General features: G+C 46.2%; 17 protein-coding genes. 10 read left to right on the plus strand and 7 right to left on the minus strand.

The genetic code is table 11. The annotated features are described in order from the left end of the window. Window positions 1-3 precede the first annotated feature (3 nt). The gene (glyA, locus tag ICN17_RS01625; RefSeq protein ID WP_216235894.1) at window positions 4-1,248 is read right to left on the minus strand and encodes a serine hydroxymethyltransferase; all 1,245 of its coding nucleotides are present in this window, start codon (window positions 1,246-1,248) and stop codon (window positions 4-6) included. 76 nt (window positions 1,249-1,324) lie between these two features. On the opposite strand from glyA, the gene tolQ reads away from it, so the two are divergent. From tolQ to queC, 7 genes are all read left to right on the plus strand, one after another. Next, window positions 1,325-1,981, plus strand: coding sequence for a protein TolQ (tolQ, locus tag ICN17_RS01630; protein ID WP_216235895.1), 657 nt, complete (start codon window positions 1,325-1,327; stop codon window positions 1,979-1,981). Window positions 1,982-1,983: 2 nt separating this feature from the next. Further along, window positions 1,984-2,406: an ExbD/TolR family protein gene (locus tag ICN17_RS01635; protein ID WP_087908979.1), complete on the plus strand. Its 423-nt coding sequence runs from the start codon at window positions 1,984-1,986 to the stop codon at window positions 2,404-2,406. A gap of 29 nt (window positions 2,407-2,435) precedes the next feature. Further along, on the plus strand, window positions 2,436-3,239 hold the full coding sequence (locus ICN17_RS01640) for an energy transducer TonB (RefSeq protein ID WP_216235896.1): 804 nt from the start codon (window positions 2,436-2,438) through the stop codon (window positions 3,237-3,239). Between the two features lie 3 nt (window positions 3,240-3,242). After that, the gene (tolB, locus tag ICN17_RS01645; RefSeq protein ID WP_216235897.1) at window positions 3,243-4,553 is read left to right on the plus strand and encodes a Tol-Pal system beta propeller repeat protein TolB; all 1,311 of its coding nucleotides are present in this window, start codon (window positions 3,243-3,245) and stop codon (window positions 4,551-4,553) included. 157 nt (window positions 4,554-4,710) lie between these two features. Further along, window positions 4,711-5,220: a peptidoglycan-associated lipoprotein Pal gene (gene pal, locus ICN17_RS01650; protein ID WP_216235898.1), complete on the plus strand. Its 510-nt coding sequence runs from the start codon at window positions 4,711-4,713 to the stop codon at window positions 5,218-5,220. After that, on the plus strand, window positions 5,221-5,952 hold the full coding sequence (gene ybgF / locus ICN17_RS01655; protein WP_216235899.1) for a tol-pal system protein YbgF: 732 nt from the start codon (window positions 5,221-5,223) through the stop codon (window positions 5,950-5,952). Window positions 5,953-5,955: 3 nt separating this feature from the next. Then, window positions 5,956-6,699 carry a 7-cyano-7-deazaguanine synthase QueC gene (queC, locus tag ICN17_RS01660; RefSeq protein ID WP_216235900.1) on the plus strand — a complete coding sequence of 248 codons (744 nt, stop codon included), beginning with the start codon at window positions 5,956-5,958 and terminating at the stop codon, window positions 6,697-6,699. 18 nt (window positions 6,700-6,717) lie between these two features. Here queC and ICN17_RS01665 read toward each other — a convergent pair whose 3' ends face one another. From ICN17_RS01665 to ICN17_RS01690, 6 genes are read right to left on the minus strand one after another with little or no spacing between them, the layout of a single operon-like run. After that, window positions 6,718-7,335, minus strand: coding sequence for a riboflavin synthase (locus ICN17_RS01665; protein ID WP_216235901.1), 618 nt, complete (start codon window positions 7,333-7,335; stop codon window positions 6,718-6,720). A 32-nt stretch (window positions 7,336-7,367) separates the two neighbouring features. Next, the gene (ribD, locus tag ICN17_RS01670) at window positions 7,368-8,483 is read right to left on the minus strand and encodes a bifunctional diaminohydroxyphosphoribosylaminopyrimidine deaminase/5-amino-6-(5-phosphoribosylamino)uracil reductase RibD (RefSeq protein WP_216236620.1); all 1,116 of its coding nucleotides are present in this window, start codon (window positions 8,481-8,483) and stop codon (window positions 7,368-7,370) included. A 16-nt stretch (window positions 8,484-8,499) separates the two neighbouring features. Next, window positions 8,500-9,054, minus strand: coding sequence for a Tfp pilus assembly protein FimT/FimU (locus ICN17_RS01675; RefSeq protein ID WP_255538236.1), 555 nt, complete (start codon window positions 9,052-9,054; stop codon window positions 8,500-8,502). Next, window positions 9,047-9,376 (minus strand): hypothetical protein, encoded by a 330-nt coding sequence (locus tag ICN17_RS01680; protein WP_216235902.1) that lies wholly within the window; start codon window positions 9,374-9,376, stop codon window positions 9,047-9,049. Before ICN17_RS01680 ends, ICN17_RS01675 begins: the two co-directional genes overlap by 8 nt. Further along, the gene (locus tag ICN17_RS01685; protein WP_216861785.1) at window positions 9,373-9,999 is read right to left on the minus strand and encodes a hypothetical protein; all 627 of its coding nucleotides are present in this window, start codon (window positions 9,997-9,999) and stop codon (window positions 9,373-9,375) included. The genes ICN17_RS01680 and ICN17_RS01685 overlap by 4 nt, the downstream gene beginning before the upstream one ends. Further along, window positions 9,923-10,264 (minus strand): type II secretion system protein, encoded by a 342-nt coding sequence (locus ICN17_RS01690; protein ID WP_216235903.1) that lies wholly within the window; start codon window positions 10,262-10,264, stop codon window positions 9,923-9,925. The genes ICN17_RS01685 and ICN17_RS01690 overlap by 77 nt, the downstream gene beginning before the upstream one ends. A gap of 123 nt (window positions 10,265-10,387) precedes the next feature. On the opposite strand from ICN17_RS01690, the gene ribBA reads away from it, so the two are divergent. The 3 genes from ribBA to nusB are packed head-to-tail and all read left to right on the plus strand — an operon-like array spanning window position 10,388 to window position 12,594. Next, the gene (gene ribBA, locus ICN17_RS01695) at window positions 10,388-11,527 is read left to right on the plus strand and encodes a bifunctional 3,4-dihydroxy-2-butanone-4-phosphate synthase/GTP cyclohydrolase II (RefSeq protein ID WP_216235904.1); all 1,140 of its coding nucleotides are present in this window, start codon (window positions 10,388-10,390) and stop codon (window positions 11,525-11,527) included. Window positions 11,528-11,557: 30 nt separating this feature from the next. After that, window positions 11,558-12,073, plus strand: coding sequence for a 6,7-dimethyl-8-ribityllumazine synthase (ribH, locus tag ICN17_RS01700; RefSeq protein ID WP_216235905.1), 516 nt, complete (start codon window positions 11,558-11,560; stop codon window positions 12,071-12,073). A gap of 8 nt (window positions 12,074-12,081) precedes the next feature. Further along, complete coding sequence (nusB, locus tag ICN17_RS01705) at window positions 12,082-12,594, plus strand: transcription antitermination factor NusB (RefSeq protein ID WP_216235906.1); 513 nt, start codon at window positions 12,082-12,084, stop codon at window positions 12,592-12,594. Window positions 12,595-12,619: the final 25 nt, after the last annotated feature.

A 12,619-nucleotide genomic window follows, 5' to 3' on the forward strand; every position in this document is an offset into this window, starting at 1 on the left:
AGATTAACCGTACACCGGAAAACGCTTGGTGAGTTCAGCTACTTGAGCGCGCACCTTAGCAATGTTTGCCTCATCATTAGGGTTATCTAAAACATCGGCAATGAAGTTGCCTACCTGTCTTGCTTCTGCTTCTTTAAAGCCACGCGTTGTCATTGCAGGTGAACCCAAACGAATACCACTTGTAACCATTGGTTTTTCTGGATCATTCGGAATGCCATTCTTATTACAGGTAATATGTGCATCACCTAAAACGCGCTCAGCTTCTTTGCCGGTCATTTTCTTAGCACGCAAATCCACCAACATCACATGTGAATCTGTACCGCCAGACACAATGCGCAGACCACGAGAGATCAATGTCTCTGCCAAGGCTTTGGCATTAGCAATCACTTGCTTTTGATAATCCTTGAAACTGGGTTCTTGCGCTTCTTTAAAAGCTACTGCTTTAGCAGCGATTACGTGCATCAAAGGACCGCCCTGTAAGCCTGGGAAGACTGCAGAGTTAATGGCTTTCTCGTGCTCAGCCTTCATCAAGATGATGCCGCCACGAGGACCGCGCAAACTCTTGTGTGTAGTAGAGGTGACGATATCAGCGTGTGGCACTGGGTTTGGATACACACCAGCGGCGATCAGGCCAGAGTAATGGGCCATGTCTACCATGAAAATTGCGCCGACTTCTTTAGCTAACTTGCCAATGCGCTCCCAATCAATTACAAGGGAGTAAGCAGATGCACCAGCAATAATCAACTTAGGCTTATGCTCACGCGCCAAACGCTCCATTTGCTCATAATCAATCGCTTCGTTTTTATCGAGGCCATAGGAGATGGGATTAAACCACTTACCGCTCATATTGAGTGCCATACCGTGAGTCAAGTGACCTCCTTCTGCCAGACTCATTCCCATAAAGGTATCGCCAGGTTTTAAGAATGCCAAGAACACGGCTTGGTTCGCAGATGCACCGCAATGGGGCTGTACGTTAGCAGCTTCAGCACCATACAGTGCTTTAACGCGATCAATTGCCAATTGCTCAGCAACGTCGACAAATTCACAACCGCCGTAATAACGCTTACCTGGATAGCCTTCAGCGTATTTATTGGTCAATTGAGAGCCCTGCGCCTCCATCACTGCTGGGGAGGCGTAATTCTCGGAGGCAATAAGCTCAATATGGTCCTCTTGGCGCTTATTTTCCTTTTGTACGGCTTCCCAAAGCTGGGGGTCGGTTTTGGCTAAATTGTTCTGACGGTCAAACATGGTGATAATCCTGATGAAGTTGGATTGTTGAGTTAATTAACTTAGTAAAATCAACCTACATCATACAAAATCCACCATGACCACTACACAAGACCTCTCCTTTCTCTCTCTAGTCCTCAATGCCAGCCTATTAGTACAGCTGGTAATGTTGTTATTACTGGGGATGTCCATTGCCTCTTGGACGATCATTTTCAAGAAAACGGCTGTTTTACGTGGGGTTAGGCGTGATACAGAGCGCTTTGAGCGTGACTTTTGGTCTGGAGGCGATCTCGCCACCCTTTTAGAGTCCGCCCAACGCAATACCCGTAGCAATGCCGTCCTAGAACATATCTTCGAGGCGGGCATGCAAGAGTTCATGAAAGTGCGTGAAATTGATGCTGCCCGTCGCGCCATGAAAGCAACCTATCAACGTGAAATGGATGCTCTTGAAGCCAACCTGCCTTTCTTAGCTTCGGTTGGTTCTGTGTCACCGTATATCGGCCTCTTTGGAACTGTATGGGGAATCATGCATGCTTTCCGCGGTTTAGCTAATGTTCAAAACGCTACCTTGGCAGCAGTGGCGCCTGGTATTGCTGAAGCACTAGTCGCAACAGCAATTGGATTGTTTGCGGCGATTCCTGCGGTAGTTGCTTATAACCGCGCTGCTACCGATGTAGATCGACTTGCGATTCGCTTCGAAACTTTTATTGAAGAATTTACAAATATTTTGCAACGTCAAGGTTCTGGAAAATAAGCATGGCTGGATCATCTCTTAGGAGAAGTACTAAACGTAGAGTGATGGCCGACATTAATGTCGTTCCATACATCGATGTGATGTTGGTGCTACTTGTGATCTTTATGGTTACGGCGCCAATGGTCAATCCTGGTGTCGTCAATTTACCTACTGTTGGTGGCGCCAAGGTGCAAGCATTACCACCGGTCTTTTTAACCATTGATGCCAATGAAAATGTCATCGTACGCAAAGATGGTGAACCTGTTCAAACCCTGAACCGCTTTGAGCTTGGCGCATTCGCCAGAACTCAAGCAGAAAAGTCTGCAGAGCAACCGGTTGTGCTGGCGGCTGATAAATCTATTAAGTACGAAGTAGTCATGGATGTGATGTCCAAGCTTAAAGAAAATGGTGTGAAACGCGTTGGCCTTGCAGTCAAGAGCCAATAAGGCCAGACCAGAGCTCTTTTTATTTGCCTATGAATTGCGCCCAAAGCTTACAACCCGATCTTTCTCCATTTAAACGAGGGCGGTTTACAAAAGAGGAAAGTACTAAACGCGCATTTAGTCTTTCACTGATTGCACATTTAGGTCTACTGGCCTTTTTAGTAATCGGCATTAGCTGGAATAACAGTACCCCTTCTGGAGTTGAGGTAGAGCTATGGGATTCTGTGCCACAAGTTCAAAGCACGCCCGAACCCGAAATGAAAACAGTTGCCAAGGAAGAGGCTGCTGACATTGCGGTAAAGAAAAAGAAAGTAGAAAAAGAGCCGCCTAAAAAAGAAGTGGTGAAAGAAACTCCGAAGACAGTTAAGCCACCTCCACCCAAGGAAAAAGAGCAAGCTAAAAAGGCTGAAGCTCCTAAAGAACCCTCTGCGGCAGAAGTAAAAGCAAACGCTGCCGCTGAAAAAGTGCGCGCAGATCAATTGGCTCGTCTTCGTGCAGCTGCAGGCGCCGAAGGGGGCAGTGGCGGTACAGTTGGCAGCGGCGTTGGTGGTGGTGGCAACGCTCCCCCAGGCTGGACCGATAAAGTCATTAAAAAAGTAAAACCACTAATTGTGTTTAATGCTGAATCGGTCAGCGGCAACCCTGCAGCAGTCATTCAGGTAAGCCTTGCTCCAGATGGTGCCATTCTAAGCACTAGCATCCTCACATCGAGTGGCAATTCCGGCTGGGACCGCGCTGTATTGCTAGCCCTGTCTCGTGCAGAAAGCTTGCCAAAAGATGACAATGGCAAAATTCCACAACGCGAAGTAAAGCTAACCTTTAAACCGAAGGACTAATGCATGTTGCAGTTGATTAAAAGAATCGTTTTGAAATCGCAACTATTGATTACAGCATTAAGTGCTGTGTTGATTTGCGCATCAACTCCAGCATTAGCTCAGATGAATATTGAAATTACTGGTGTTGGCCAATCACTCTATCCAATTGCGGTGATGCGCTTTAAAGATGAACAAAAATTACCTATCAGTATTACTGAAATCATTCGCCAAGATTTAGCACGCAGTGGTTACTTCAAGAATACTGAAAATGGCAATGCTGTTGAGAATGATGAAGGTACACCGAATTACAAATCCTGGGCTGCACGCGGAGCAGATGCTTTAGTAGTTGGTTCTGTTGTGCAATCTGGTGGCTCGCAATTTGAGATTCAATACAAATTATTTGATATCCGTAAGTCTGAAAGCTTAGGTGGCTTAAAACTGAATTCAAGCGCCGATAATTTACGTGCTGTAGCCCACAAAATTGCTGACGACATAATTCTTAAATTACTGGGTGAACGCGGCGTGTTCTCGACCCGCCTGTCTTATGTCATCAAGGATGGGAAGCGCTATCGCTTAGTCATTTCGGATGCGGATGGTCAAAATATTCGAAACGCCATGAATAGTGGCGAGCCAATCATCTCACCATCATGGTCCCCAGATGGCAAGAAGGTAGCTTATGTCTCTTTTGAAGACCGCAAGCCCGTAATTTATGTTCATGAATTAGCAACTGGCCGTCGCATTGCACTCTCCAATCAAAAAGGGAATAACAGCGCACCAGCCTGGTCACCTGATGGTAAAAGACTAGCCATCTCACTTTCGAAAGATGGCAATACGCAAATCTATAGCATTAATGCAGATGGCACTGGATTACAGCGCTTAACGCGTAGCTACACCATTGATACTGAGCCTCAGTACTCTGCTGATGGTCGCTATATTTATTTCACCAGTGATCGCGGTGGCAATCCACAGATCTATCGTATGAGTGCCGAAGGTGAGCAAGCCGAAGGTGTCAAGAGAGTCACCTTCAAACAAGGTTTTGTAACCTCACCACGCATCTCCCCGGATGGAAAGTTCTTGGCTTACATCGCCAACATTGGTGGCGCCTATCGACTCTACATTCTGAATTTAGCGACTGGTGACGCACAAGCCTTAACTGACGGAACTAGTGATGAATCCCCATCCTTTGCTGCCAACGGTCGCTATGTGCTGTACTCAACTAAAGTCAACAGTAAGCGTGTACTCGCCGCCGTCTCTGTTGATGGAAATTCCAAACAGGTTCTGAGCATTCCAGGTTCTGATGTCCGTCAGCCTTCCTGGGGTCCGTTTATGGATTAAGTGGATTAAGACTTACTCGGCCTTGATCCATAAATCCTTTCTGGGATCTCCTTTTTAGGCTAAATCGTTACTTTTCATACTCTTAGAGGCATAATATTGGCTATAGGCTCAGATATTTGCTGGGTTATTTAGTTAGCTTGTAAGAAAAGGAAAGATCATGAAAACCTCTTTAGCACGCCGTGCCGCTACATTTACCCTCATTGGGGCAACTGCATTGTTGCTGGCAGCTTGCTCTAGCGTGAAATTGGATGACGTTAATGGCGCCGGGGGCAGTGGTAGCGGTGGTAGTGGCAACTTTGGCTCACAACCATGGAATGACCCAAAGAGCCCCCTCTTCGAGAAAAGCGTTTACTTTGGCTTTGACGAGTACTCCGTCCAGACCAAATATCAAAAAATGTTATCTGCCCACGCAAGTTATTTAAAAGCGAACCCAACTCAGAAAATTATTATTCAAGGTAATACTGACGAACGCGGCACTGCTGAATACAACCTGGCACTAGGTCAACGTCGTTCTGATGCTGTACGTAAATCATTGAATTTGATGGGCGTATCCGATAACCAAATGGAAGCCGTCAGCTTTGGTAAAGAAAAACCAAAAGCAGAAGGTGATAACGAAGCAGCTTGGGCAGAGAATCGCCGTGCTGACATCGTTTACATCACAAACTAAATGAAGATCCTTTTCTCTTCTGCAAAACAAACGCTCTCACGAGCGTTTTGTTTAAGTGCTGCTCTGGTTTGCTTGGGCGCCTCTAACAGCGCCTGGGCACTATTTTCTGATGATGAGGCGCGCAAAGCCATCTTAGATCTACGCAAGACACTTGCCACGACCCAGCTTGAGCTGCAAGGCCAGATTGAAAAGCTCAAAGCAGATAATGCTGAGTTGCGTGGCAAGATTGAAAACCTTGAAAAGCAAAGCGAAGACATTAACTCTAGTCAGAAAACCTACTATCAAGATTTAGATAATCGTCTCGGTAATTTTGAACCTCGCACCGCCACGATTGAAGGTGTGAGTGGCATAGTTCAGCCAAATGAGAAAAAAGCTTATGACGATGCTCTCAAAGCGTTTCAGGCAGGTAGCCTCAAAAAGGCAGATGAAAGTTTTACAGCCTTTATCGCGAAGTACCCCAAGAGCCCATACACACCCCTCGCACTCTACTGGAGTGGTAATAGTAAATACGCTAACAAAGCTTATGCTGGTGCAATTAGTCAGCTCCAAAGTCTGATCAAAAATTATCCAGATCACCCACGCGTTCCTGCGGCCATGGTCACCTTAGGTAATGCGCAACTAGAGAGTGGGAATAAAACTGCTGCTAAAAAAACGTTCAGTGAAGTTGTAGCCAAGTACCCAGATACTGAAGCAGCTAAAGATGCTCAACAACTTCTGACTGCAACCAAGTAATCAATGTCTAAGTTGTCGGCAGCATTTCAGAATCTAGCACCACGCAAGCCTGGCGCCCCTGCAGTTATCTTATTTTCGGGTGGCTTAGACTCCACAACCGTTCTCGCTTTAGCTAAAGACTTAGGCTATTCCCCATATGCACTATCAGTGGGCTATGGTCAACGCCACTCTTCTGAATTAGCAGCTGCAAAACATATTGCAAAACAAATTGGCGTGATTCGCCATGAAGTAGTCAATCTTGATCTCACGCGCTTTGGTGGCTCTGCATTAACAGATTCCTCTATTGCAGTGCCAACAACTCCAGGCAAAGATCAAGAGATTCCGATTACTTATGTGCCGGCACGCAATACGATTCTTTTGTCGCTAGCATTAGGCTGGGCTGAATCATTAGGCGGCTTAGATGTGTTCTACGGTGCCAATGCAGTGGATTACTCAGGCTATCCCGATTGTCGCCCAGAGTATGTTGCCTCTTTTGAGCACATGGCTAATTTAGCTACTAAAGCCGGTGTAGAGGCTATCAATGAGGAGAATCGCTTTCGGGTTCATGCGCCCATCATCAATCTAACTAAAGCACAAATCATTGAACTTGGCAGCACTATGGGTGTGGATTACTCCCAAACCGTTTCTTGCTATCAAGCGAATGATTTAGGTGAGGCTTGTGGTGAATGCGAATCTTGTCGCCTAAGACAGGCGGGCTTTAAGCAAGCCAATGTGAGTGATCCAACTCGCTACCGCAAGAACAAATAACTCGATTTAATCTAATGATTATTTTGCTTGGGTATCAAGCATGCGCGCCACATAGCGCGCAATGAGATCAATCTCAAGATTGACGGCATCAACTTGCTGCAACTGACCTAAGGTGGTGCTCTGCAAAGTATGTGGAATCAGGTTGATATCCACAATGCAAGCATTTGGACTGTCTTCTGTTTTATTAACCGTCAACGAAACACCATTCACAACAATCGATCCCTTGTAAGCCAGAAATGGAGCCAAGTCTTTTGGCGCCTCAATACGTAGCAGCCAAGAGCCATAGGCATCATTAGTAACTTGTGAAAAATGCGCCACTTTACCAACGCCATCTACGTGCCCACTGACCAAGTGACCACCCAGACGATCATTTAAACGCATTGCCTTCTCAAGATTTACAGGGCCTACTTTATCTAGGCCAACTGTTTTATTGAGCGACTCACGAGAGATATCTAAAGTAAACGTATTGTCTTTAAATTGCGTTGCAGTCATGCAAGCACCTTGAATAGCAATGCTGTCACCTAATGCAACATCCTCTAAATAGCCCTCTGGTACCTCAACTACTAATTGCAAACCATCGCCCTTAGCTTGAGCGCTTGTAATGTGACCAACGGCAGTAATAATTCCAGTAAACATGGGATGATTTTAGTTCTTAATAAAGTGATAAATCAGTTTTTAATGAGACGTAGTCTTAAATCAGGGCCAAACAAAGACTGATCAATGACTTTCCAATTCTTGGGTGCATCCAATGTAGGCACGGTCGGTACGTTTGCCATCCCAATACCGTCACCCATGAAAAAAGGGGCGTAGTAGAGCAATAACTCATCAACACAACCTTCTCGAAGCATCGAGCCGTTGAGCTTGGAGCCAGCTTCAATGTGAATCTCATTCATTTGCCGCTCTTGGGCTAAATATGAAAAGAGTTTTGGTAAATCCACCTTGCCAGATGCATTAGCCATAGCAATAACTTCAATGCCGCGCTCTATAAAAGCCTTCGCCCGCTCACGACAACCAGGAGACTCTAACTCAGCACACACAATGAGAACACCCGATTGATCTGCTTGATTAAGAATCTTTGAATTTGCTGGCGTCTCTAACTTAGAGTCAATAATGATTCTCCAGGGCTGACGCTCAGTGGCGACCTCTCTCACATTTAATGAGGGATCATCCTCTTTGACGGTGCCAACACCGGTAACAATGGCACAAGCTTGTGCACGCCAGTGATGACCATCCGCCCTTGCTAAAGGACCAGTAATCCACTGACTTTTACCATCAGGTAATGCAGTTTTGCCATCGAGGCTAGCTGCGATTTTCAGGCGCACCCAAGGAAGCCCTCTTGTCATCCGCGAAATAAATCCGCGATTCAGCTCCATGGCCTCTGCCTCCAATAAACCACAATGCACTTCAATGCCAGCCGCTTTTAATCTCTCTAAACCATTACCTGCTACTAAAGGATTAGGGTCGCTCATAGCCGCAATCACCTTGGCAGGTTTGGCAGTAATTAAGGCATCAACACAAGGCGGTGTTTTACCAGTGTGATTACAAGGCTCAAGCGTCACATAGATGGTTGAGCCTGCCGGATCCTTGCCTTTGGATTGCGCATCAGCCAATGCTTGGACCTCTGCATGGGCTGCACCTACTTTTTGGGTAAAACCACGCCCGATGATTTCGCCATCTTTCACGATGACACAACCTACCCGAGGGTTTGGATTGGATAAATAAAGTGCTTTTTGAGCCTCGGCTAAAGCCTCGCCCATAAACTGGTGGTCAAGTACGCTGTACATGCGTCTATTAAACCATTCAATGGCAGCGCTTTGCATCTCTAGCAGGGTCACAGATTCTCCAGCGCCCTCCACTGCCTAAAATCAGCTGGCGCTCAAGATTGGGGGCCCTTTCATGACCCAAGATCAGGCGGTTAGCCACAAAGCCCCCTTGACCTGTTTTAGCAGCGCCAGCCGCATTAAACAAAATTCCTCTTTTTTGAGAATGGGGATCTACAAACTGTCGGCCACCACCCTTAAAGAAAATCGGATCTATTGCCCCCTGAGAAAACCAGTATTGAGGTGTGCAACTTGATTGAACTTCTTTAGCAATACAACCACTTTGCACAAGCCAACCAGCATCCCAGCCAGCTTCTGTTACTGGCGCTAACAGCACTTGCTCACCCAGATGCAAACCTTGCTGTCTCGCAAAATGCGCATGCGTAATAAATCGTCTTGCAACCGAATCGATTTCTCTGGCAGCAATTTGATTTTGCAAAAGCGGCATCGTGGTCATCGTAATGATAGCGACGATCAAGATCACCACCATCAACTCGAGCAAGCTGCCACCACAGGATTGATGATCATTATTCAAATGACTTTCGCCAATTAAAGCGTGTAGCGCTGCCAGACTTTTCATCCAGAATAACAGTTGCTTGTATCGCGGGCTTTTGCTTACTCGTAATTAACCAAATGTTTTTTGAAATTGGCCGAATAAAGCAAGGAGCCTCACTCAACACCGAAAGTGTACTGAGATTTTTCTCACAATCGAGCACTGCTTTTTCTGCAGCAATAAAATTTTGCTGCGCAAGTGCAATAGTTTTAAGTTCAATGATTCGCAGTGCCGTCAAGCGCTCTAGATGAACTATTAAAGATGCGCAGAGAAGCAATAAAGAGAGCACCCAAGCCAAAATCATGGCAAATTCCTAGTGCCAAAAGTACGCGCCAGGTCTAGATTTAATAAGGCCCCATCGGTCATTTGCAGACGCACCTGATAGAGTTTTTGGGTAGGTGATTTTGCTGAGGAAACAATTTCTTCGATTGCTAAATGGTTCACACCATTCATGAGGGTGCTATTTTGCAGACGGCCTTGCCGATCCAATGATTGGCAAATTAAGGATCCGCCATTCACTTTTGTGCCTTTAGCAATCCCAGCCTGTCTATCGACGAAAAATCCTTGGTGTACCAAACCAGATTTAGCCCGCTCTTTCGTGAGCGCATTACCGATGCAATCAAAATCGATTTCATCTGAAATCTCATGCTGAATCATGACCGAATCAGACACTCGAAACCCGGATTTTTTCTGAACCTGAATCCATTGATTTTTTTGTTTGCGCCGCTGGGTAGAATTGATATTGCGATACCCAGCCATTCTGATTGCGCGCCCAATGAGCTCAAATGCACGCTCAGCTTCCGAAGTGAGCAATTGTCTTTTTTCATATTCGATTTGTTTGGCTACTAAATCAGCGCTTGTTTTGAGAAGTGGGTTGAGAAGCAGCATGCTGAGAGCGATGGCGATGAGACACTCGAGAAGATTCATAATGTTGGCCTTTAGTGTTTGTACTGCTGCTTACCCTGAGCTGCTCACCTACTTCAAAAGCATCAAACTCCGTTCTGAGTTGCACTCTTTTGCTTTCTGTTTGAGCGGTTCGTAATGCTAGGTTTTGATAAGAACCGACCAATGCCATCCATGAACCCAAAATGAGACTCATCGCCACGATAACCTCCAATAAAACAAAGCCCCGTGATGAGTCAATTTGATGGCCTGAAAGGTCTTTATAGGTAACTTGGCATAGCAGGCGCATAGAGGCATTTTCAGGGGGTCTAAGCGCCCTTAAAAGGTATCGTTCAAGCTCTTGCCGTCAGAAAGCCAGCATATTCTTGTAGGACCTCACAGCAATTGCCTGCTAAGCTTAAAATAGAGGGCTATGCCAAATACCCTCGCCTCCACAGAAGAAATCATTGCCGACCTGCGCGCCGGCAAGATGGTCGTTCTCGTTGACGAAGAAGATCGTGAAAATGAGGGTGATCTCGTTCTAGCAGCCGATCACGTAACAGCTGAAGCGGTTAATTTCATGGCCAAGCATGGCCGTGGTCTTATTTGCCTCACCTTAACTCGCGAGCGCTGCCAGCAATTAAACCTACCTCTCATGGTGCGCGATAACGGCACCTCAATGGGCACCAATTTCACAGTCTCCATTGAAGCCGCTACTGGAGTCACTACTGGCATCTCTGCTGCAGACCGTGCCTTGACTATTAAAACTGCTGTCGCTCCCAATGCTAAGCCCAGTGATTTAGTACAACCCGGTCACATCTTTCCTTTGATGGCTCAACCAGGTGGTGTACTCATTCGCTCTGGTCACACAGAAGCCGGTTGTGATCTTGCCGCAATGGCTGGTTGCTCACCAACTTCCGTAATTTGCGAAATCATGAAAGATGATGGCAGCATGGCTCGCCTGCCGGATCTACTTGAATTTGCTAAAGAGCATCAACTCAAGATTGGTAGCATCGCTGATTTGATTAAGTACCGCAGCCAAAACGAAAGTATTGTGGTGCGTGAAGGTGCCCGTGAATTTATTACTCCCTGGGGGAAGTTCGAAGGCATTATCTATCGCGATACCCCAAGCTCATGCGTACATATTGCATTAGTACATGGCAAGCCGTCTGAAACTCAAGAAACTCTAGTGCGAGTACATGAACCTGTAACGGTATTGGATTTTTTGGACTCGCAAGTTAGCAATCACTCTTGGCCACTGGCACAAGCATTGCAACAAATTGCTGCTGCTCCAGCAGGAGTTGCAGTACTTCTCAATGCTGCAGGTATCGCAGCACCCAATGATCAAGATTGGTTAGCGCAGTTTCAGAAACTGAATCAACCCAAAGATGCAGTGAAAAAGCCTTTATCACGTAAAACAGATTTTAGAAGCTATGGCATCGGTGCCCAGATTCTGAAAGACATTGGTGTTGGCAAAATGCGCTTGCTTGCCAATCCAAACCCAGTACCAAGCTTGTCTGGCTATAAGCTAGAAGTAACAGGCTACCAGCCTTATAAACCGGCTAACCCATAAACTCTTCAGTAACTTATTTAGAAAAATATCATGACTAGCTCTCACAATGACTTTGTAGGCGTACTCGAAGCGGACTTAAATGGTCAAGACCTTCGCATTGGTATTGTGCAAGCACGCTTTAATGAAGAACATTGCGTAGCCCTCACCAATGCCTGCATTGAGGAGCTCATCGCTTTAGGCGTTGCACAAGCTGACATCAAGCTGGTTACCGTACCCGGTGCACTGGAGATTCCATTTGCACTCCAAAAACTTGTTGAGACTGGCGAGTTTGATGGCTTAGTAGCTTTGGGTGCTGTGATCCGTGGTGAAACCTATCACTTTGAGCTTGTCTCAAATGAATGTGCTGCAGGCATTACTCGCATCTCGATTGACTCAGGTCTGCCAATCGCCAATGGCGTGTTGACCTGTGATAACGATGAGCAAGCGCAAGTGCGCGTAGAAGTCAAAGGCGCAGATTGTGCTAGAGCAGCAGTAGAAATGGCCAACCTGGCTTTAGCGCTTACCCCCGATATTGATATCGAAATCAACCCCAGCGAAGAAGAGTAATTATTCTCATGCCTAAATCCAGCCTTACCTCTTCAAGCCCAACAGCAACAAAAGAAGTTAAGTCAGCAGCTCCCAAGCGCTCACTCACTCCGCGTCGTCGCGCCCGTGAATATGCCCTGCAAGGCGTATATCAAAGTCTCGTAGTTCGTCGCGCAGGTAGCTTGCCTAATAGCGCAGCGATTGCCAAACAATTGGCTGAAGATCCAGCGTTTCGTCGCTGCCAACTTGATTTATTTCAAGGGATCTTTGAAGGCGTCTTAGATCGCGCAGATGAACTAGAAGTACTCATCACACCAGCATTAGATCGTCCAATCAATGAACTCTCTCCTGTAGAGCATGCCGCACTTTTAATTGGTACTTATGAACTGGCTGCAGATCTTTCTGTGCCCTATAAAGTTGCAATTAATGAAGCGGTAGAGCTGGCTAAAACCTTTGGCGGTACTGATGGCCACAAGTATGTGAATGGTGTACTTGATCTACTGGCTCAAACATTACGTAGTGCTGAGACCAAAGCTGGCTAAATCCCGTAGCACCATTAACCCGCTA

This window comes from Polynucleobacter sp. 73C-SIWE (assembly GCF_018882465.1).
Taxonomy (GTDB): Bacteria; Pseudomonadota; Gammaproteobacteria; order Burkholderiales; family Burkholderiaceae; genus Polynucleobacter.